Consider the following 20,863-nt stretch of genomic DNA (forward strand, 5'->3'; position numbering starts at 1 on the left):
ATCGGAGGATACATAATATGAATTTAACAGAGAAAATTGCAAAGTTGATTGATGAAAAGAGTAATAATTATAAAGACATTAGCGATAAGATATGGGAATTTGCTGAAACTAGATTTGATGAATTTCAATCAGCTGATTTATTATGTGAAGTTTTGCAACAGGAGGAATTTCAAGTTGAGCGAGGGGTAGCTAATCTTGAGACAGGCTTTATTGGAACCTATGGTACTGGAAAGCCAGTAATCGCTATTTTAGGAGAGTATGATGCATTAGCTGGCTTAAGCCAAGTTGCTGGAGAAGCAACCTATCAACCAATCAATGCAAATGGAAATGGCCATGGCTGTGGACATAATCTATTAGGTGTGGGAGCATTGGCTGGAGCGATTGCTGTTAAGGATTATTTAGTTCAACATAAGCTTGCTGGTACGGTAAAATATTATGGCTGTCCTGCAGAAGAGAGCGGTTATGGGAAATCCTTTATGGCAAGAGAAGGGCTATTTAAGGATGTAGATATTGCATTTTCCTGGCATCCTGGAACGGTCAATACAGTGATGCATGCGATGTCTAATGCTGTTATTCACGCCCACTTTAAATTTAAGGGTCGAAGTTCTCATGCAGCAGCTTCCCCGCATCTTGGAAGAAGTGCATTAGATGCAGTTGAACTAATGAATGTCGGAGTAAATTATTTACGTGAGCATATCATTGATGGTGCCCGAATTCATTATGCTGTGACAAATACGGGAGGGGTTGCCCCAAATGTGGTTCAGGCAGAGGCGGAGGTGACTTATCTCATACGTGCTCCTAAACCGGATCAGGTAAAGAGCTTATATGAGCGTGTTGTTAAATGCGCCAAAGGAGCTGCGATGATGACCGAAACAACAGTTGATGAACAGATAGTAGGTTCATGTCATAACTTAATTCCAAATAAAACATTAGAAACTATTATGGATCAACATATGAATGAATTAGGTTATCCGGAGGTAACGGATAAGGATATTCGTTTTGCCAAGGACATATTCCAAACCTTGTCGGAGGAAGAAAAAGGAGCGATCGCGCTTCAGGTAGGAAATGATTTTGCAAAAAAATTAGCCGAAAAACCAATTGCGGATTTCGTTATTCCCCTAGCAAAGGAGCCTATCTCAATTGGAGGTTCTACAGATGTAGCTGATGTTAGCTGGAATGTTCCAACCGCACAATGTACGACATCGACTTGGGCAGTTGGGACTCCATTCCACACATGGCAGGTTGTTGCACAGGGAAAATCGAATTACGCACATCAGGCCATGCTATTAGCAGGAAAAACCATTGCATCTACCGCAATTACAGCGATTGAAAACCCAGAGCTCATTGAACAAGCAAAAAATGAGTTGAAAGAAAGATTGAATGGTGAACACTATGTTGCATTAATTCCCGAAGATCTTATGCCTCCAAAACTATCTGTGACGAAAAAGGAAGAAACATACGTGTAATCCTCTTATTGGGACACTAGACCAGACCCTTTGTCCCGAAAAACGGGACACGGGGTCGGACCCCGTGTCCCATTATATTTTTGATCGCGGAAAAGTAAGTTTTAGTATTGTGCCGATTCCCTTAGTGCTATTAACAGAGATGGTTCCGTGCATTTCTTCAATGATTTGTCTTGATACCATTAGTCCTAGCCCAGTTCCTTTTTCCTTTGTTGAATAGAAGGGGAGGCCGAAATTATCTGCTGCTTCTTTACTCATGCCCTCGCCATTGTCCGAAATAGTGATGTATACATGTTTTTCATCAGTTGAAACTTCTATATCAATTATTCCATTGTCGTTCGTTGCTTCAATTCCGTTTTTAATAAGATTTATAAATAGTTGCTGTACCCGTTGACTATTCCCATTTATATAAATAGGAATGAGATTTGAGAAGTTTAATTGAACATTATTAAGAGTAGCAAAGGAAGATAAAGATCGGATAGCCATCTTTATTTCGCGAACAATATCAAGCTTGCTTACCTCACTTGAATGGTTTTTTCCAAGTGCTAAATAATCAGCTATAATTCCATTCGCCCGATCTACTTCATCTATGCAAATTTTGATATATTCCTTTTCAGAAGTAGAAATTCGATTCGAAGATTGTAAGATTTGCATAAATCCTCTAATACTAGTCATTGGATTACGTATTTCATGAGCCACACTTGCGGCTAATTGACCAATGACATTAAATTTCTCAGCATTTTGTATTTCTTTTTGCAAGGAGCGTTTTTCTAGCTGAGATTCGATTAAATAAATTAATAGGAAAACGACGACGGCATTTGAGAAAATAAATAATGATAATATAATCATAATATTTGATGTGATTGATATTTTTAATACAAGACTACCTATTATGTAATGAAGAGCGAGAGTAACGGATAAAAATAAAGTGGAAGTCATCACCTTTTTTCTTAATTTCCAAGAAAAAAAGAGTGACTGTTTTCCGTATAAGAGTACCCCCATAATGATAGTAGCAACTAAAACTGGGGCTATTTCGGAACCTCCAATACAGAGACGGACTGCAATATAAAATACTGAAATAATAATTCCAAGAAGATTGCCTCCATAGATATAAGCTAAATAAATAGGAATCAATCTTAAATCAAGAATTCCGCCTTTATCCATATGAACGGCAAATGATAGTGATAATATGATGGTGAAAACACAAGTGATTCCAAAAATTACTTTACTTTTCATATCACTTATTTTTCCATTTGCTAGAACCAAATATAGAACGAAAGGGAAGAGCGTCATTAAAATCTGGAGAAGCATTCTTTCTAACTGTATTTCCACAAACTTGCCCCCTTTTTCGACAGATTTCATGGTTTGAATACTATTATTATTCGATATTTATAAAAGAAATCCTTTATTGTAAAAAAAAGAAGTAGCTTGTATTGGAACAAACTACTTCATAAGTATTACCCTATTTCATGTCCAGTGACGATGATATATCCAACTAAGAAAATATTGAGTGCAATGATTACGAGTGTACATAACCACGAAAGAACTTTAACCCACATAGAGTTGGTGAATTCACCCATTTTCTTTTTACTGCTTGTGAATAATACTAATGGAACGACGGCAAATGGGAGCTGTAGACTTAAGATGACCTGACTCCATAAAAGCAAGTCAGCAGTTCCCCGTGATCCAGCAATCCATGTAACAATAAATGCTGGTATGACAGCAATCAGGCGTGTGATCAAACGGCGAAGCCATGGTGAAATCCTGAGATTAACGAATCCTTCCATAACGATTTGCCCTGTTAAAGTACCAGTAATTGTTGAATTTTGTCCAGATGCAAGTAAAGCAACTGCAAATAGGGTACTTGCTATTCCGACCCCTAATGTTGGACTTAGTAGTTTATATGCTCCTTCAATTTCAGATACGTCTAATCCAGTACCATGAAATGCAGCTGCACCTAAAATTAATATTCCTGAATTAATTAAAAAGGCAATCGTTAAAGAAAAAGTAGAATCTAGTAAAGAAAATTTAATAGCTTCCTTCTTACCTTGTCGATCCCGTGTAAACTGTCTTGTTTGCACTATTGATGAATGCAAATATAAATTATGTGGCATTACGGTTGCCCCGAGAATTCCTAAAGAAATAAATAGCATCTCCGGATTGGTCACAATTTCTGCCTTTGGAACATACCCACTAAATAATGCTGAAACTTCAGGCTTTGAAATAATCACTTCAAAAGCAAACACACCAAATATTGTGGTCATTAAAACAATAATTATGGATTCAATAATCCTAAATCCTTTTTTCTGAAGAAGTAAAAGTAATAGAACATCCAATGTAGTAATGATGATCCCCATTAAAAGAGGAATACCAAATAAAAGATTTAAAGCAATGGCTGATCCAATTACTTCAGCTAAGTCTGTAGCAATAATCGCAAGCTCGGTTAGGATCCAAAGAAATACAGCCATCTTTTTACCTGTTGCATCTCTTGTAGCTTGTGCTAGATCTCTGCCGGTTACAATTCCTAGTTTAGCTGATAATCCTTGCAGTAAAATAGCCATTAGATTTGAAATTAAAATGACAGATAAAAGCGTATAACCAAAACGTGCACCACCTGCAATAGATGTTGCCCAGTTTCCTGGATCAACATAACCAACCGCGACTAATGATCCTGGACCAGCAAATGCAAGAAATTTTCTCCAGAATCCCGCCTTATTTGGAACCTTAACCGAGTTATTTACTTCCTCTAGACTTACATTTGAACTTTGTTTGAGCCAACCTTGTTCTTTATGTGTTTGATTAGCATGTGCATTCATATTTACCACCTCTCAAATAGTTGAACAATTATAATTTAGTTTCCCTCGGTCAACTTTTGGTTTAAAAAAGTAGAATTTTTTTATGTACCCATCTTAACACTCTAGTTTGCATTTGTAAATAAATTTTGCCCTAGGGAAACATTTTATTTAATGGTAAAATATATGAACTGAATTTATTTTTCCATCAATTGAAATATTTTGAAACTTTTCCGCTATATAAACGTATGAAAAATTAAATCTAAAAGAGGGAGTGAAATATGTGAAAAGAAAAAAAATCGTTGGGAAGTGGCTACTTGCAACATCATTAAGTGCAGCTATGATTGGAGGGGGATTAACACTACCAGTTCATCCGGTGTCTGCTAACGAATTATCCCAGCAAGTAGAGGATGGTCAGGTTGCGAAGGAATTTCTTTCATTAGTAAAGGATCAAAAATGGAATGAAATCTATCAATTATTCAATGGTAATCTACAAAAATATTATTCAAAAGAAGAAGTGCCTCAAATTTTTCAAGGACTAACAGCTACATTCGGAAAAATACAAACCTTCAATGTTCAAAGTAATGTAAATAATGGCATACATAATAAGGTGACGATATTGGTCACAGCTGAACTAGGTCCGTTTAGCTTTGTAGTCAATGTAGATAAAAGTGGAAAGGTAGATGATTTCCATACTGAGATGGCTACTGATCCTAATCAGTTTAGCAATCCATCGTACAATCATCCTGAAAATTATTCAGAAAAACAGATACAAGTTGGAGAAGGTGAATTTGCTTTACCAGGAATTTTGACTGTACCTAAAGGAGAGGGACCATTCCCGGTTGTTGTTCTTGTTCATGGTTCAGGTCCAAATGATATGGATGAGACAGCCTATGGATTTAAGCCATTCCGTGACATTGCAGTAGGATTAGCGAGTAAAGGAGTAGCCGTTCTCCGTTATGATAAAAGGACCAATACTCATGCATTAAAATCGAGCAAGGATCCAAAGTTTTCTATAATGGAGGAAACTGTGCTGGATGCAAATCTGGCTGTATCTGCACTTAAATCAGTTCCAGAGGTAGATGCAAAGAATATTTATGTGCTTGGACATAGCCAAGGCGGGTATGCTCTTCCGCTTATTTTAGATAATGATAAGAATCATGAGATAAAAGGCGCAATCGGTGTAGCTGGTCCAACAGGAAAATTCCATGAGCTTTTACTTTGGCAAATGGAGCAATCAATCAAGCGTGCTGAAGGAATGAAAGTACCTCAGGAACAAATCGATCAGGCCAAAATGGAATTAGAAGTATATAAAAGTCAATTTTCTATGTTAGACAATCCAAACTATAATAAGGATCATATTCCAGCTGAATTTCAATTACAACCAGCTTATTGGTGGTTTGATTTAAGAGATTATCAGCCATCCGAAATAATCAAAAAGCAAGATACGCCTATGCTCTTCTTACAAGGGAATAAGGATATCCAGGTACCAGCAGAGCAATTAGAAAATTGGAAGACTGCTTTAAAGGGTCATGATAATGTCCAGTTTCGATCCTACCCTGATATGATGCATTTTCTTGTGAATATTAAAGGAGAGGCAAATGGTGTGACTGAATATAGTACACCAGGTAATGTTGCTCCAGAACTAATCGATGATGTAGCAACATGGGTCAAAACAGGCTCACTAGAAGAGCAGGAACATGTAGATTTATCGATTTTTAAAGATTACAAAAAAGATGCTTATTGGTCAGAAGCTTTTGAATGGGCCGTTAATCATGGAATCATCAAAGGGTTTGCTAAGGAGCAACTGCTCAAACCAAATCAACCTATGACTGAAAGCCAATACTTGAATGTATTTCTACGATATACATTAGGACAGGATTTAAAGGATGAATCGGTCAAGAATCTCTACACATTAGCGAAATCTTACGAACTACCTGTTACCGGAAAATCAAATCATGTCGTAACTAGAGGGGAAGCAGCCATCCTTCTAGTCAAAAGCTTCACAGACAAGAAGATGACAGAAAAAGAAGCGATCCAATGGCTCTATGATCATCAAATCGTCAATGGCTACACAGACAAAAAAGGAAATAATCCAAAAAATTATGAATCCTACCAAGCAAAAAAACCTATTACACGAGCAGACCTCGTAACCATGTTCTATCGAGTACAAAGTATGTAAAAGTAAAACTTAGAGTATAAGAGGTTGTCTAATTAGACAGCCTCTTTTTTATAAAGAAAGTATAAAAATTAAACTAGTTTCTATAGCTAAATTGAGGAAAATCTAAATGCGGATTTTCCTTTTTCTCGTCGAGGAGTTAGGAGCTCCAAGTCTTTCTTCATGTAACAAGTAATTCGATTAATTAATCGTAAGTGGGGTGTTTCTATACATTTATGGAATCATCCAAGTCAATACAGAAGATTGTAAAAATGTAATAATACAAATAAGAAGCAATAAGAAAAGACTATGTTTAATTGTAAAACGGAATAAATCAGATTCTTTACCTGCTAGCCCTGCAGCCGCACAAGCCACGGCAATGGATTGCGGAGAAATCATTTTTCCTGTCACTCCACCGGATGAGTTAGCAGCAAGGGCTAATAATGGATGCATACCGACAGATTGGGCAGATACTTGTTGTAATGTTCCGAATAAAACATTTGATGAGGTATCCGATCCAGTAATAAAGACACCTAGCCAGCCAAGTACAGGAGAGAAAAATGGGAAAAAAGATCCCGTTTTTGCAAGGGCTAAAGCAAGTGTTGTGATCATCCCAGATGAATTCATTACATATGCAAATGCAACCACTACAACAATCGTTAAAATTGGAAATTTTAATTCCTTTAACGTTTCTCCAAATACAGAAAACCATTGTTTCCATGAAATCCTTAATACAAACTTCGTAATTATAGCAGCAATGAGAATTGCTGTTCCAGCGGCACCTAAAAGTTCTAATTTATATGTAGCAGCAATTGGATCACCATTAGCATTAATTACATGATTATTTAACCATGGTACATTTGGATTAAAGGTTATCCATCCACCAATTAGGTTAATCGCTTTCAAAATAATATTAGAACCTTCGTAATGTCCGACTAATGCTGTTTTAATTTGGGGAATTCCCCAAATAGTAATAAGAACAGTTAAAATAATAAATGGTGACCATGCTTTAGCAATTTGTCCTTTTGTATAGGTAGGAGTGGTACGTATTGAGTCAGATGAAGCAGCTACCTCTTCATGTGAAAAGTGGAAAATGGATTTGGGCTTCCAAAATTTCAAGAAGATAGTTAGTACGATTAATGATACTAATGCAGATAAAACATCAGGAAGCTCCGGACCCATAAAGTTTGACGTGAAATACTGTGTAACTGCAAATGAAATTCCAGATACTAATATGGCTGGAAGAACTTCCTTTGTTTTCTTTAATCCCGCCATTACGATAATTAAATACAATGGGATAAAGACTGAAATAAAAGGCAACTGCCGCCCCACCATTTTTGAAATTTCCAAAGCGGATTGACCAGTCGGGCCCTCCATTGCAATAATCGGTGCACCAATTGCACCAAATGCAACAGGAGCAGTATTAGCTAACAAACATATTCCTGCAGCGTAGAGAGGACTAAATCCAAGTCCAACTAATAGAGCCGCTGTAATTGCTACAGGTGCACCGAAACCTGCCGCCCCTTCTAAGAAGGCACCAAAGGAAAAAGCGACAAGTAATGCTTGCAAACGACGATCCTCAGTAATGGAAACAACAGAGTTTCGAATAATATCAAATTGACCTGTTTTTACTGTAAGTTTATATAAAAATACTGAAGAAACAATAATCCAACCAATCGGAAGAATACCATAAATTGCCCCTTGTGTAGCGGACATGACAGGTAAAACAACAGGCATTCTGTAAACGATTACAGAAATAACCAAAGCAATAAGTAGGGTGTAGATTCCTGCCTTATATGCGGGCATACGTTTTATAGCTAATGCCCAAAAGAAAAATAGAATAGGAATAAGAGCTACTAATGCTGAGATGTACAGATGATCTTGAAAGGGGATAAAGTTTTGTACATATTTCATATATTAACCTTCCTTCAAATGAATTTCATACGGTCAATAGGTCATCTGATGACCATATGTCATATATATTAAAAAATTATAAATATTTATAAAATGAAAAACAATATGTTTTTCATTTTTCTACTAAATTTTTTTTTTCCTGTCTTGTATATAGTAAGATAGAAAAAGGAAAATGTTGATTGGATTATCCAGGAGTGATGAAATGGAATATAAAAAAATACAACCCAAAAAAATATATGAGCAAGTAGCTGATGAGTTAGTTGAAATGATTCGTGAAGGGAATTTGAAGCCAGGCGAAAAGCTAGATTCTGTTCAGCAGCTAGCTGAAAATTTTTCAGTTGGAAGATCTGCCATTCGTGAGGCACTTACATCACTAAGAGCAATGGGATTGATTGAACTTAGACAAGGGGAAGGGACCTATGTAAAAAAATTTGAGCCAAACGATATTTCCTATTCGATAGTACAAGCATTGTTAATGAATAAGGAAGATATTATCCATCTTTTAGAAGTTCGTAAAATTTTGGAGACTGGAATAGTGGTTGCAGCAGCGGAAAAGCATAATGAGGAAGATTTAGATAAAATGAAAATCGCCCTTAAAGAAATGAAAAAAGCTACAGTGAATGAAGAGCTAGGTGAACAAGCTGATTTGGCCTTTCACTTAGCAATCGTTAATGCCACACATAATCCACTTTTAATAAATCTGATGAGTCATGTTTCTGAACTGATGGTTCAAGCAATGGAAGAAACTAGACGTATTTGGTTATATTCAAGGGTTAGTACTTTAGAGATTCTATATGAACAGCATAGTAGAATTTTGGAAGGTATTGAAAGTAGAAATAAGGAACAAGCAAGGAATGCGATGCTTGATCACCTCGAAAGCGTGGAAAACATGCTTAAGGATTATATAAAATAATAGAGAAGAGACGAAAAATAGTTTTTTTCGAATGTAAAAAAATTATCAAATGACCATTCTTGGAGTCAACAAAATTCTTCATTGATGGCATATGAGTTAACTTTATATCTTTGCGGACATAGGGAATGTTATTTTATTTCTGTATTGTATTAAATAACGTACTAAGCTTCAAATACGGATCGAAATTAAGATTATTTTCGGGAATAATTTGAATGTCCGCTTAGATATTAAATTATTTAATATTAAAAAAAGTAGCATTGAACATAAGAATTTATTTCAGCTCATAAATTATAGAAATGCCTAGCAATTTTCTTTTAATAGGGTTTATAATATTAACAGGTCATCTGATGACCTAATGAGTAAATAATTCTTTATATTTGAAGAAGGTGGAAAATTTGAAAGTAAGCTTATTTATTACTTGTCTTGTTGATATGTTTAAGACAGATGTAGGTAAATCCATGGTTCAAATATTAGAAAGACTTGGCTGCGAAGTTGATTTTCCAAGTGGGCAGGTTTGTTGTGGACAGCCGTCCTATAACAGTGGTTTTGTAGAAGATACGAAACCGGCAATGAAGAAAATGATTACTGTATTTCAAGATTCTGATTATGTGGTCGCTCCTTCCGGTTCATGCGCATTTATGTTTAAAGAATATCCAAAGATTTTTTCAGGTGATGCTGAATGGGAAGAGGGAGCAAGAAATCTTGCCGATAAAACTTATGAATTCACACAATTTCTTGTGGATGTATTAAAAGTGGAAGATGTAGGTGCAAGCTTGAAAGGAAAAGCAACCTACCATCCTTCCTGTCATATGACACGATTGCTAGGTGTAAAGGATGCCCCTATGAAGCTATTAAAACACGTAAAAGGGTTAGAGGTTACACCTTTGCCCAATGCTTCGAGCTGCTGTGGATTTGGAGGAACCTTTTCTGTAAAAATGGGACCAATTTCTGAGCAAATGGTTGACGAAAAGGTACAGCATGTAGAGGAAACATCCAGTGATTATTTAATTGGGGCGGACTGCGGATGTCTCATGAATATTGGTGGCCGGATTGATCGAAAAAGTAAACCAATTCAAGTAATGCATATTGCGGAAGTGTTAAATCATCAAGAATAAGGGAACGAGGTGAGATAGAATGGGTTTACAAATAAGTGAAAAGAATTTTAAAAATAGAATGAGTGATGGTTTACAAGATGATTTTATGCGTGGGGCTGTTCGTGATGCGCAGGAAAGATTACAAACGAATCGACTCAAAGCAGCAGATCAGCTAGGAAACTGGGAGGAGTGGCGTTCACTTGGTGAAGAAATACGTCAACATGTTCTAGCAAATCTTGATTATTACTTATATCAATTAAGCGAGCAAGTTTCTAAACGTGGTGGTCATGTCTTTTTTGCCCAAACAGCAGTAGAAGCCCAAGAATATATTAAGGACGTTGTGAAAAAAAAGAATGGGAAAAAAGTCGTCAAATCGAAATCAATGGTGACAGAGGAAATCAGCCTAAATGAGTGTCTGGAAGAAATAGGCTGTGATGTTGTGGAAACGGACTTAGGAGAATATATCCTGCAAATTGATGACCATGATCCACCATCCCACATAGTAGCACCTGCCTTACATAAAAATAAAGAACAAATTCGTGATGTATTTACGAAGAAAATTGGCTATACCAAAAGTGAAAAACCTGAAGAATTGGCGGCTTATGCACGAAAAATGCTTCGAAAGGAATTTTTGTCTGCCGATATTGGGATAACTGGCTGCAACTTTGCGATTGCAGAAAGCGGTTCGATAGGACTAGTTACAAATGAAGGGAATGCCCGAATGGTAACAACTCTTCCGAAAACTCAAATTACTGTTATGGGGATGGAAAGAATAGTTCCAACTTACGAGGAATTTGAAGTTTTAGTTAGTCTGCTAACAAGAAGTGCTGTTGGTCAAAGACTAACAAGCTATGTGACAGCATTAACAGGACCTCGGGAAATAGGAGAGATAGATGGTCCAGAGGAATTTCATCTCGTCATTGTGGATAATGGCCGTTCAGCAATATTAGGAACAGAGTTCCAGCCTGTTTTACAGTGTATTCGTTGTGCGGCATGTATCAATGTTTGTCCTGTCTACCGCCATATTGGAGGACACTCTTATGGTTCGATTTATCCGGGACCAATTGGTGCTGTATTAACACCATTGCTTGGAGGATATGAGGAACATAAGGAATTGCCCTATGCGTCATCATTATGCGGTGCATGCACAGAAGCTTGTCCAGTGAAAATTCCTTTACATGAATTACTGCATAAGCATCGACAGGTAATTGTTGAGCGTGAAGGGAAAGCACCAATTTCAGAAAAATTAATGATGAAAGCATTCGGTTTAGGGGCGGCATCTAGTGGTTTATATGGTTTTGGCTCAAAACTTGCAACGACAGCAGTAAAGCCATTTGTGAAGAATGAAAAAATTAAAAAAGGTCCTGGACCTCTGAAAGCATGGACAGAAATCCGTGATTTTCCAGCACCGAACAAGGAACGTTTTAGAGACTGGTTTAAAAATCATAAGGAAGGGGTGGATCATAATGGTCGGAACCATTCAAAAACGTGAACAATTTTTAGCGAATATCGCTAAGAATTTAGGGAGAGGTCAACGAACTGAAGGAGTATCGACTCCTGTTTACTCATTTCAGCCACAGTACCGTATCTTACAGGAGGCAAGTCAGGATGAATTACTTCAAGTACTAAAGGAACAATGTAAAAGCATCCATGTTGATTACTTTGAAACCACTGTGAATGAGTTGGGATCAAAACTAGAAGATATAGTTCAGTTCTATGGCGGTGGTCCACTTTCTTTATGGAACGACGAACGCTTTCACCAATTTGGATTACAGGATTTGATAGAAACCGTTTGGCCCAATCAATCCTATGATGTTCATATTTGGGACCCTGCAAAAGGACAAGAAAATATAGATCGTTGTGAACGTGCAAATGTTGGAATCACATTTAGCGATATCACCCTTGCTGAATCTGGTACGGTCGTTTTATTTAATGATGAAAATAAAGGTCGCTCCGTTAGTTTACTACCTACCACTTATATAGCGATTATTCCTAAAAGTACAATCGTTCAAAGAATGACACAAGCATCTATCAAAATCCGAGAAAAGGTTCAAAAGGGAGAAATCCTCCCCTCATGCATAAATTTCATTACCGGCCCAAGCAACTCAGCCGATATTGAAATGAATCTTGTGGTTGGGGTTCATGGCCCGGTCAAGGCAGCATATATTATTGTAAAAGATAAATAGAAACCAAGATCAATGGAAAGAGATCATCTTATGAAAAAGATGGTCTCTTTTATTTGATGGAAGAAATTTTTTCGATAAGATTATCAGAACTGTTCTTATAAGTTTATCGCTCCCTCATCCGTTAAATATAGGGACAACGGACTTCAAACAATATTTAATAGTTAAAAATTTTATTAAATAGTAACAAGGTTTTTAGAAAAGAGTCTAATAAAAAATATAAATATAATTATCTGTGGCTTATCCGCATAAATTTTTATTAGCAATAAATATCTTAATCATTCATATAAAAAAGGGGCTGATAACATGATTTATTAATAGAAAAGAAGTTTAAAGTTGAAAACCTATTTCTGTACAAAAGGGGGGGATTAACATGGGGCGATATATATTAAAAAGAATAGTAGCAGGTATTTTTATGATGTTTGTTCTTACTACTATTACCTTTTTTTTGATGCATGCAATCCCAGGAGGACCATTTAGTCCATCTGAACAAAGAAATGTACCAAAAAGTGTATTAGAAAAAATAGAGGATAAATATGGTTTAAATGATCCTTTAGGCGTTCAATATGTTAATTATTTAAAAAAGTTGGTGCAAGGTGACTTTGGAATGTCCTTTAAAAATGCCGATGTAACAGTGAATGAATTAATAGCTCAGGGGTTTCCTGTATCTGCAAAGGTCGGATTAGTTGCGATTGCTGTAGCTCTAATTGTCGGTATCCCATTGGGAATTATTTCTGCAGTAAAGCGGGGGAAGTGGCCAGATTGGACGTCGATGATTTTTGCAACAATTGGAATTTCAATTCCTAACTTTGTGATCGCTGTTCTCCTACTCTTTTTGTTCGCAGTCATTTTGAATCTTTTACCTACATTTGGTTTAACAAGTTGGAAGCATTACATTCTTCCTGTAGCGGGACTAGCCTTTAGTCCGATAGCCTATATTGCTAGGCTAATGAGATCTAGTATGTTGGAAGTAATGCGTCAAGACTATATTCGAACAGCAAGATCGAAAGGCGTCCATGAATTAAGTGTTATTTGTAAACACGCATTGAAAAATGCCATTATTCCTATAATTACCTATTTAGGTCCACTAGTTGCCATTCTTTTAACAGGAAGTTTCGTTATAGAAAAAATATTTTCAATTCCCGGAATAGGGAGGGACTTTGTAACAAGTATAGGAGATCGGGATTATTCTGTTATTTTGGGAATGACCGTTTTCTTTGGCTTTTTCATTATACTCACAAATCTAATCGTCGATATTTTATATGTTGTAATTGATCGACGAATAAAAATAGAAGAATAGGGGGGAAACGATTGAATCATTCAATAAACATAAAAAATTTGAAACCAGACTATAATTTTGAAACAGAAGATTTACACGATCTCCCCGATGAACTTTTTAAGAAGCTTGATGAGTCTGAGAAAGAAGATGAGATCATTGCTCGACCTAGTAAGTCTTATTGGCAGGATGCTTGGTCACGTTTTAGAAAGGATCCTCTTGCATTATTGGGTTTATTCATTATTATCATCATGGCTTTAGCAGCGATTTTTGGGCCAATACTATCAGAATATACATATGATGGTCAAGATATTGAGAATGGTAATCAAGGACCGTCATCTGAACATTGGTTTGGAACAGATAAATTTGGAAGAGATATTTTTATTAGAACATTATACGGTGCAAGAATAAGTTTAACAATTGGTTTTGTAGTTGCAACAATTAATATGCTTATAGGTGTTATCTATGGTGGAATTTCAGGATATTTCGGTGGAAGACTTGATATGATCATGATGCGAATAGTCGATATGATGATCAGTATTCCAGACCTACTTTATATCATTTTAGTCATGATGTTTCTAGGAAATAGTATACAGAGTATTTTAATAGCATTATGTATTACCTCATGGATTGGGACAGCGAGAATTGTGCGCTCTCAAGTTATCACTCTAAAATATCAAGAATATGCCCTTGCCTCACGTTCCATTGGATCTTCTAATCTTCGAATATTATTTAAACACCTAATCCCTAATAGTATGGGACCAATTATTGTTACGGTCACATTTTTAGTTCCATCTGCTATTTTTTCAGAGGCATTTTTGAGCTTTCTTGGAATTGGTATTCAAGTTCCAATAGCTAGTTGGGGAACTCTTGTGAATGATGCCATTCCAACCTTATTTACCCAACCATATCAAATGCTGTTTCCTGCTCTTGCTATCAGTATTACAATGTTTTCATTAAATTTTATTGGTGATGGTCTAAGAGATGCACTGGATCCAAGGTTAAAGAAATAAAGGGGGTGTTGATGTGAGCTTGCTTCTAGTGGATAATCTAAAAACAAATTTTCATATTGATGCAGGAAAAGTGCAAGCAGTCCGTGGAGTTTCATTTCACGTCAATAAAGGTGAGTCTATAGGGATTGTTGGTGAATCCGGCTCTGGCAAAAGTGTGACGATGCTCTCAATTATGGGTCTTTTACCAGATAACGCAAGTATAGAAGTAGCAGGAATGAGCTTTAATGGAATAGACATGGAAATGATGGATTATAAACAATGGAGAAGATTGCATGGAAGAGAGATAGGAATGATTTTTCAAGATCCAATGACTTCACTTAACCCGTTACTCACTATTGGCCATCAAATAATGGAACCTATGCGAATTCATCTAAAACTATCAAAAAAGGATGCAAAGAAACGCGCAATTGAAATGCTGAAACTTGTAGATATACCAAGTCCTGAAAATAGAATCAATCAATACCCTCATGAGCTTTCTGGAGGGATGAGACAACGAGTTATGATAGCTATTGCCATCTCCTGTAATCCCAAGCTATTAATAGCTGACGAGCCTACTACTGCACTGGATGTGACTATTCAAGCTCAAATTCTTGATCTTATGAGTGATTTAAAAAAGAAAATCAATACATCTATTGTCATGATTACCCATGATTTGGGAGTTATTGCTAGTATGTGCAGTAGAGTGATTGTCATGTATGGAGGGATCATTGTAGAGGAAGGAACGATAAGAGAAGTGTTTTATAACCCACAACATCCATATACTTGGGGACTAATACGTTCGATACCAAAGGTAGAAATGGGCGAGAGGAAAAAGCTTATTCCAATTCCGGGAACTCCTCCCGATTTACTAGCACCTCCAAAAGGCTGTCCGTTTGCTGCAAGGTGTGAGTATGCAATGAAGGTGTGTGAAATGATTCCACCAAGGAATACAGTCATATCTAATACGCACCAGGCTGCATGTTGGTTAATGCACCCTAAGGCACCGAAAGTGGATAAGGGGGTAATAGGATAATGGTTGCAGCAACAGAAAATCTCGTTGAGGTTCGAAATTTGAAAAAGCATTTCAGTATTAAAAAAGGATTTTTTGGTAGAAATTCAAATGTATTAAAAGCTGTAAATGATGTAAGTTTTTCAATAAAGAGAGGGGAAACATTTGGTTTAGTCGGCGAGTCTGGTTGTGGAAAAACAACTGCCGGGCGAACACTTATGAAGCTTTATGAGCCTACATCAGGAGAGATTTTGTTTAATGGGCAATCGATCGCTCATTTAAGCAATAAGGAAATGTTTCCTTTTCGAAAAAAAATGCAAATGATTTTTCAGGATCCCTATGCCTCCCTTGATCCTAGAATGACCGTAGGTGAGATTATTGGAGATCCATTAGATGTACACAATATTTGTAAGGGGAAGGAACGGACAGAGCGAATTAAGGAGCTTATTCATTTGGTTGGTCTTAAAAATGATCATATTAACCGCTATCCACATGAGTTTTCTGGTGGACAACGTCAACGGATTGGCATAGCTCGAGCATTAGCAGTAGAACCAGAATTTATTGTTTGTGATGAACCCATTTCGGCCCTTGATGTATCAATACAAGCGCAAATTGTCAATATGCTTGAAGAGCTTCAAGAACAATTTGCATTGACCTATCTATTTGTATCTCACGATCTATCAATGGTACGGCATATCTCACACAAGGTAGGAGTTATGTATCTGGGTAATTTAGTAGAGGTAGCTGAAAAAAATGAGCTTTATACGAAGATGCAGCATCCATACACACAAGCGTTGCTCTCCGCGGTACCTATTGCAGACCCTGATCTTTCAGAAAAGATTGAAAGAATTCATCTTAAAGGGGATGTGCCAAGTCCAATAAACCCTCCTAGTGGCTGTGCTTTTCGAACACGTTGTCCTTTTGCGGAGGCGGTATGTACGCTAGAGAAACCAAAACTACGTGAAATTGGTGAGGAACACTTGGTCGCTTGTCATGTTATATAAAGGGTTATTTATGCACCCTGCTTTATTCAAGCAGGATTATATAGAAGAATTTTGCAATATTTTCTTGGGGGGAAGAAAATGAAAAGAAAACTTAGGTTAATGCTGACGATTTTCTTTGTGTTTGTGGTCATTGTAGGTTGCAGCTCTGAAAGCTCAAAAACAGATAATAAAGACAAGAAAAAAATTATTTATGCACTCCCTGATGAGCCAGAAACACTAGATCCCACACTTAACACTTATTCACGCTCATCAATTGTTATGCAAAACTTATTTAGAGGACTCTATAAGATCGGTCCAGACGGAAAGCCTGTTCCCGCTTTAGCAGAGGAAACCGTGGTGGATGAATCACAGACAAAATATACGTTCAAGATTAATAAAAATGCAAAATGGAGTGATGGAAAACCTGTAACTGCTCATGATTTTGAATACTCTTGGAAAAGAGTCTTGAATCCAGAAGTTGCTTCGGGTGCAGCTTTTGATTTGTATTATTTAAAAAACGGGCTTTCATATAACGAAGGGAAAGCAACAGCTGATGAGGTAGGAGTCAAAGCCTTAGATGATCAAACACTCGAAGTCACTTTGGAAAATCCTACTACGTATTTCTTAAATTTACTTTGTGCTACTTCCTATTACCCTGTGAGAAAGGATGTTGTTGAAGGTAAAGAGAGTTGGACGAAATCACCAAAAACTTACTTATCAACTGGCCCTTTTACTCTAACAGAAATAAAACCTAAAGAAAAATATGTATTAAAAAAGAATCCAAACTACTTAGATGCTGACAAGGTTCAGATTGATACATTAGAAATTGTCTTTATAGAATCCCCGGAGGCTGAACTTGCCGCTTATATGAATAATGAAATTGATGTTTCGGATAATCTTAGCAAAGAAGCATTGGCAAAGTATAAAGATACGGATGAATATGTAGCAGCTCCACGAATCGGCGTTTATTATTTTGATATTAATACAACAAAAAAACCATTTGATGATCCTAAGGTGAGAAAAGCATTTGGTATTTCATTAAATCGTGAACAGATTGTAAAAAATGTCATGCAATCCACTGAAAAGCCTGCCTATGGATTTGTTCCATATGCAATGCCACATGGTGTTCAAACGGATAGGGAATATAGGGATGTGGTAGGAAACTTGTTCGAGGAAAATGTAGAAGAGGCAAAGAAATTATTAGCGGAGGCAGGATATCCAGATGGAAAGGGCATGCCTGAAATTGAATTTTTAACGATGGCTAGCCAATCAGATAAGGATATTGCTCAAGCTATCCAAAGCATGTGGAAAGAAAATCTAGGTGTTGAAGTCACAATAAAGACACTTGAATCTAAAATTTATTGGGATGAGTTAGAAGCGGGAAATTTCCATATTGCTAGGGATGGGTGGACAGGAGACTTTTTAGATCCGATGACACATTTAACTTTGTTTGAAACGATTAATGCAGCAGATGATGTTCGCTGGAGTAATGCAGAATATGATGCTTTGCTTAAAGAAAATAAAGAGATTGTGGATCAACAGAAGAGGATGGATAACTATGCAAAAGCTGAAAAGATACTAATGGATGAGATGCCTGTTATTCCAATCTATTTTTATGAAGATTCTTATCTAGTAAAACCAAATATAAAAGGTGTAATGAAAAATTATATCGGTCATACCTACTTTGAATATGCTCATATTGAATAAAAATAGGATGATGATGCAGGATTTATTATGCATTATTGTATGAAAGGCTTTTGCCTCTAAAAATTAATCTAATCACAACAGATTTTATCCAGTTGTATATTGCATACAGTTTGAAAAAAATATGCTCCATATTCTTACTATAATCATTAAATAGATAGAGGAATACAGTCATAAAAAATTAGTAGAGGAGTTTTGCAGCAAAGCAACGAAGTTATAGCAAAGCACTTTTCTCAAACATTGTTGCTATTAAGTAAAGTTATATCTAATAATTATCGACTGAAGACCGCTACACCTTTCATTTCATTGAGAAGGCTACCAACTTAATAAGAACCGCTGAAATCTATTAGATGTAAAAGCTGACAGTTGGCTTTTATAAAAGGCAACAACATACAAAACAGCTTTTAGTAAAGAGCTTAAATGTGAGAAGGCTCCAATTATTAGTAAAGGGGGATTTTCTTTTGAAATTATTTATAAGTGCAGATATAGAAGGAGTTGCTGGCATAGCCAATTGGGAGGAGACAGACACATCTTCTCCTTTCAGTAGATACTTTTTAGAACAGATGACCAAGGAGGTAAATGCTGCTTGTGAGGCAGCTATTGAGGCAGGATACACAGATATCCTAATTAAAGATGCACATAATACTGCAAGAAATTTAGACCCATCGAAACTTCCTGTACAGGTAAAAATAATGAGGGGTTGGGCGAAAAATCCTTATTTGATGATGGCTGGATTAGATGAAACCTTTGATGGTGTGATGTTTATTGGATATCATTCAGCTGGGGGAACAAATGGAAACCCGCTTGCACATACAATGAATACAAAAAACGAGTATGTAAAAATAAATGGTCAGATAGCTAGTGAGTTTTTAATTAATGCATACACCTCTGGATTATTTAATGTCCCTGTACTTTTAATTTCTGGAGATAAACAACTATGTGAGGAGGCTAAAAAACTAAATCCTCATATTAAAACAGTTGAAATAAGTGAAGGGATCGGCAATGCATCGATATCCATTCATCCAGAATTGGCGATAAAAGAAATTAATCATCAGGCAAAGGTGGTACTAGAAGATGATTTATCAAAGTATTCAATTGAGTTACCGGAACATTTTAAAGTAGAAATAGCTTTTACAGAGCATTTCCAAGCTTATCAAGGTTCTTTCTATCCTGGAGCAAAGCAGACTGGTCCGAAAACTGTCGAATACAATTCATACAATTACTTAGATGTATTAAAATTTTTGTTCTTTGTTTTGTAAGATATTCTTTAGGATGCAGTTATATGATGCAGTATAGGACATAGAAAAAGAGCGAGTCTTGATTTTATAAGGCATTTATCAAATTACCAAAATAGTTTTTTGTAATTTAATTAGGAGTTGAAGAATGATGAAAAAACCAATAGCATTGCAAAAAGGTGATACCATTGGCTTAATTGCTCCATCTAGTCCAGTGAGGCATCCTGAGGAGGTTGAACGATCGGTTCAATTACTTGAAGAATTCGGATTTCAAGTAATTGTTGGAGAAAGCTGTCATAGCCAATACGGATATTTGGCCGGCGAGGATGAGATCAGGGCAAGAGATGTTAATCTCATGTTTGCGAATCCTGAAATCGATGGAATTATATGTTTAAGAGGAGGATATGGGTCACCTAGAATATTAAATCAGCTAGACTATGAGATGATTCAAAAGAATCCTAAAACATTCCTCGGTTATAGTGATATAACTGCTATGCATATAGCCTTAAACCAACTATGTCATTTAGTTACCTATCATGGTCCGATGCCTGCTTCCGATATGTTGAAGGATTTCGATCATTTCTCTAAAGAAAGTTTTTTACAAGCAATTACTTCGCCTAATCCACTAGGAATAATAGAGAATCCGCCTGGAGAAGAAATTAAGTCACTAGTCATGGGAAAAGCGACAGGCCCAATAATTGGAGGAAATCTTTCTCTCATTGCAGGAACGATTGGTACAAATTATGAAATTGACACAAGAGGAAAGCTTCTATTACTGGAAGATATAGACGAAGAACCGTATCGTGTTGATGGAATGCTCAATCAGTTGCGATTAGCTGGTAAATTTCATGATTGTAGCGGGGTAATCATTGGAGATTGGAATAACTGTATCCCTAAAGATCCAGAGAAACCAAGTCTTACCTTAATGGAGGTATTTGAAGACTTAATTGTACCATTTGGAAAACCCACCATTTATAATGTTAAAATTGGACATTGTGAACCAAAAATTACTGTTCCCCTTGGCGTAGAGGCTGTATTAGATGCGGATCAGTGTTCGCTGACCATAGTAGAGAGTGCGACGCGGGGGTAGATAAATAGCTGAAAAAGGGAATGTCAATTTACTATGACATTCCCTTTTTCCAACCAA

16 protein-coding genes are annotated in these 20,863 nt (G+C 36.5%); 13 read left to right on the forward strand and 3 right to left on the reverse strand.

Going from position 1 to position 20,863, the window contains the following annotated elements:
* The first annotated feature begins 17 nt into the window (after window positions 1-17).
* Window positions 18-1,466, forward strand: coding sequence for a M20 family metallopeptidase (locus MHI39_RS04635; protein ID WP_342540782.1), 1,449 nt, complete (start codon window positions 18-20; stop codon window positions 1,464-1,466).
* A gap of 72 nt (window positions 1,467-1,538) precedes the next feature.
* Here the strand turns inward: MHI39_RS04635 and MHI39_RS04640 are convergent, their stop codons facing one another.
* Both MHI39_RS04640 and MHI39_RS04645 read right to left on the reverse strand, forming a co-directional pair.
* On the reverse strand, window positions 1,539-2,795 hold the full coding sequence (locus tag MHI39_RS04640) for an ATP-binding protein (protein ID WP_342540783.1): 1,257 nt from the start codon (window positions 2,793-2,795) through the stop codon (window positions 1,539-1,541).
* A 125-nt stretch (window positions 2,796-2,920) separates the two neighbouring features.
* Entirely contained in the window at window positions 2,921-4,279 is a 1,359-nt protein-coding gene (locus MHI39_RS04645) for an Nramp family divalent metal transporter (RefSeq protein WP_342540784.1), read from the reverse strand.
* 259 nt (window positions 4,280-4,538) lie between these two features.
* Between MHI39_RS04645 and MHI39_RS04650 the strand changes: the two genes are divergently transcribed.
* Entirely contained in the window at window positions 4,539-6,437 is a 1,899-nt protein-coding gene (locus tag MHI39_RS04650; protein ID WP_342540785.1) for an S-layer homology domain-containing protein, read from the forward strand.
* Between the two features lie 210 nt (window positions 6,438-6,647).
* Here the strand turns inward: MHI39_RS04650 and MHI39_RS04655 are convergent, their stop codons facing one another.
* The gene (locus tag MHI39_RS04655) at window positions 6,648-8,327 is read right to left on the reverse strand and encodes a lactate permease LctP family transporter (protein WP_071975265.1); all 1,680 of its coding nucleotides are present in this window, start codon (window positions 8,325-8,327) and stop codon (window positions 6,648-6,650) included.
* 202 nt (window positions 8,328-8,529) lie between these two features.
* Here MHI39_RS04655 and MHI39_RS04660 point away from each other — a divergent pair, with 202 nt between their 5' ends.
* From MHI39_RS04660 to MHI39_RS04710, 11 genes are all read left to right on the forward strand, one after another.
* Window positions 8,530-9,240, forward strand: a complete 711-nt coding sequence (locus MHI39_RS04660; RefSeq protein ID WP_071975264.1) for a FadR/GntR family transcriptional regulator — start codon at window positions 8,530-8,532, stop codon at window positions 9,238-9,240.
* A gap of 395 nt (window positions 9,241-9,635) precedes the next feature.
* Window positions 9,636-10,355 carry a (Fe-S)-binding protein gene (locus MHI39_RS04665; RefSeq protein ID WP_071975263.1) on the forward strand — a complete coding sequence of 240 codons (720 nt, stop codon included), beginning with the start codon at window positions 9,636-9,638 and terminating at the stop codon, window positions 10,353-10,355.
* A 19-nt stretch (window positions 10,356-10,374) separates the two neighbouring features.
* A complete protein-coding gene (locus MHI39_RS04670) occupies window positions 10,375-11,826 on the forward strand; it encodes a LutB/LldF family L-lactate oxidation iron-sulfur protein (RefSeq protein WP_342540786.1) in 1,452 nt (483 codons plus the stop codon).
* Complete coding sequence (locus tag MHI39_RS04675) at window positions 11,801-12,520, forward strand: lactate utilization protein C (RefSeq protein ID WP_342540787.1); 720 nt, start codon at window positions 11,801-11,803, stop codon at window positions 12,518-12,520. The genes MHI39_RS04670 and MHI39_RS04675 overlap by 26 nt, the downstream gene beginning before the upstream one ends.
* Window positions 12,521-12,890: 370 nt before the next feature.
* A complete protein-coding gene (locus tag MHI39_RS04680) occupies window positions 12,891-13,817 on the forward strand; it encodes an ABC transporter permease (protein WP_071975260.1) in 927 nt (308 codons plus the stop codon).
* An 11-nt stretch (window positions 13,818-13,828) separates the two neighbouring features.
* Window positions 13,829-14,806, forward strand: coding sequence for an ABC transporter permease (locus MHI39_RS04685; protein WP_276514087.1), 978 nt, complete (start codon window positions 13,829-13,831; stop codon window positions 14,804-14,806).
* Between the two features lie 13 nt (window positions 14,807-14,819).
* On the forward strand, window positions 14,820-15,818 hold the full coding sequence (locus MHI39_RS04690) for an ABC transporter ATP-binding protein (protein WP_251344752.1): 999 nt from the start codon (window positions 14,820-14,822) through the stop codon (window positions 15,816-15,818).
* Window positions 15,818-16,798, forward strand: coding sequence for a dipeptide ABC transporter ATP-binding protein (locus MHI39_RS04695; RefSeq protein WP_342540788.1), 981 nt, complete (start codon window positions 15,818-15,820; stop codon window positions 16,796-16,798). Before MHI39_RS04690 ends, MHI39_RS04695 begins: the two co-directional genes overlap by 1 nt.
* Before the next feature lie 78 nt (window positions 16,799-16,876).
* Window positions 16,877-18,484, forward strand: coding sequence for a peptide ABC transporter substrate-binding protein (locus MHI39_RS04700; protein ID WP_071975257.1), 1,608 nt, complete (start codon window positions 16,877-16,879; stop codon window positions 18,482-18,484).
* A 458-nt stretch (window positions 18,485-18,942) separates the two neighbouring features.
* Window positions 18,943-19,740, forward strand: a complete 798-nt coding sequence (locus MHI39_RS04705; protein ID WP_071975256.1) for a M55 family metallopeptidase — start codon at window positions 18,943-18,945, stop codon at window positions 19,738-19,740.
* Between the two features lie 127 nt (window positions 19,741-19,867).
* A complete protein-coding gene (locus tag MHI39_RS04710; RefSeq protein WP_071975333.1) occupies window positions 19,868-20,806 on the forward strand; it encodes an LD-carboxypeptidase in 939 nt (312 codons plus the stop codon).
* Window positions 20,807-20,863 lie beyond the last annotated feature (57 nt).

It is taken from the genome of Heyndrickxia sp. FSL K6-6286 (assembly GCF_038630395.1).
GTDB lineage: Bacteria > Bacillota > Bacilli > Bacillales > Bacillaceae_C > Heyndrickxia > Heyndrickxia oleronia.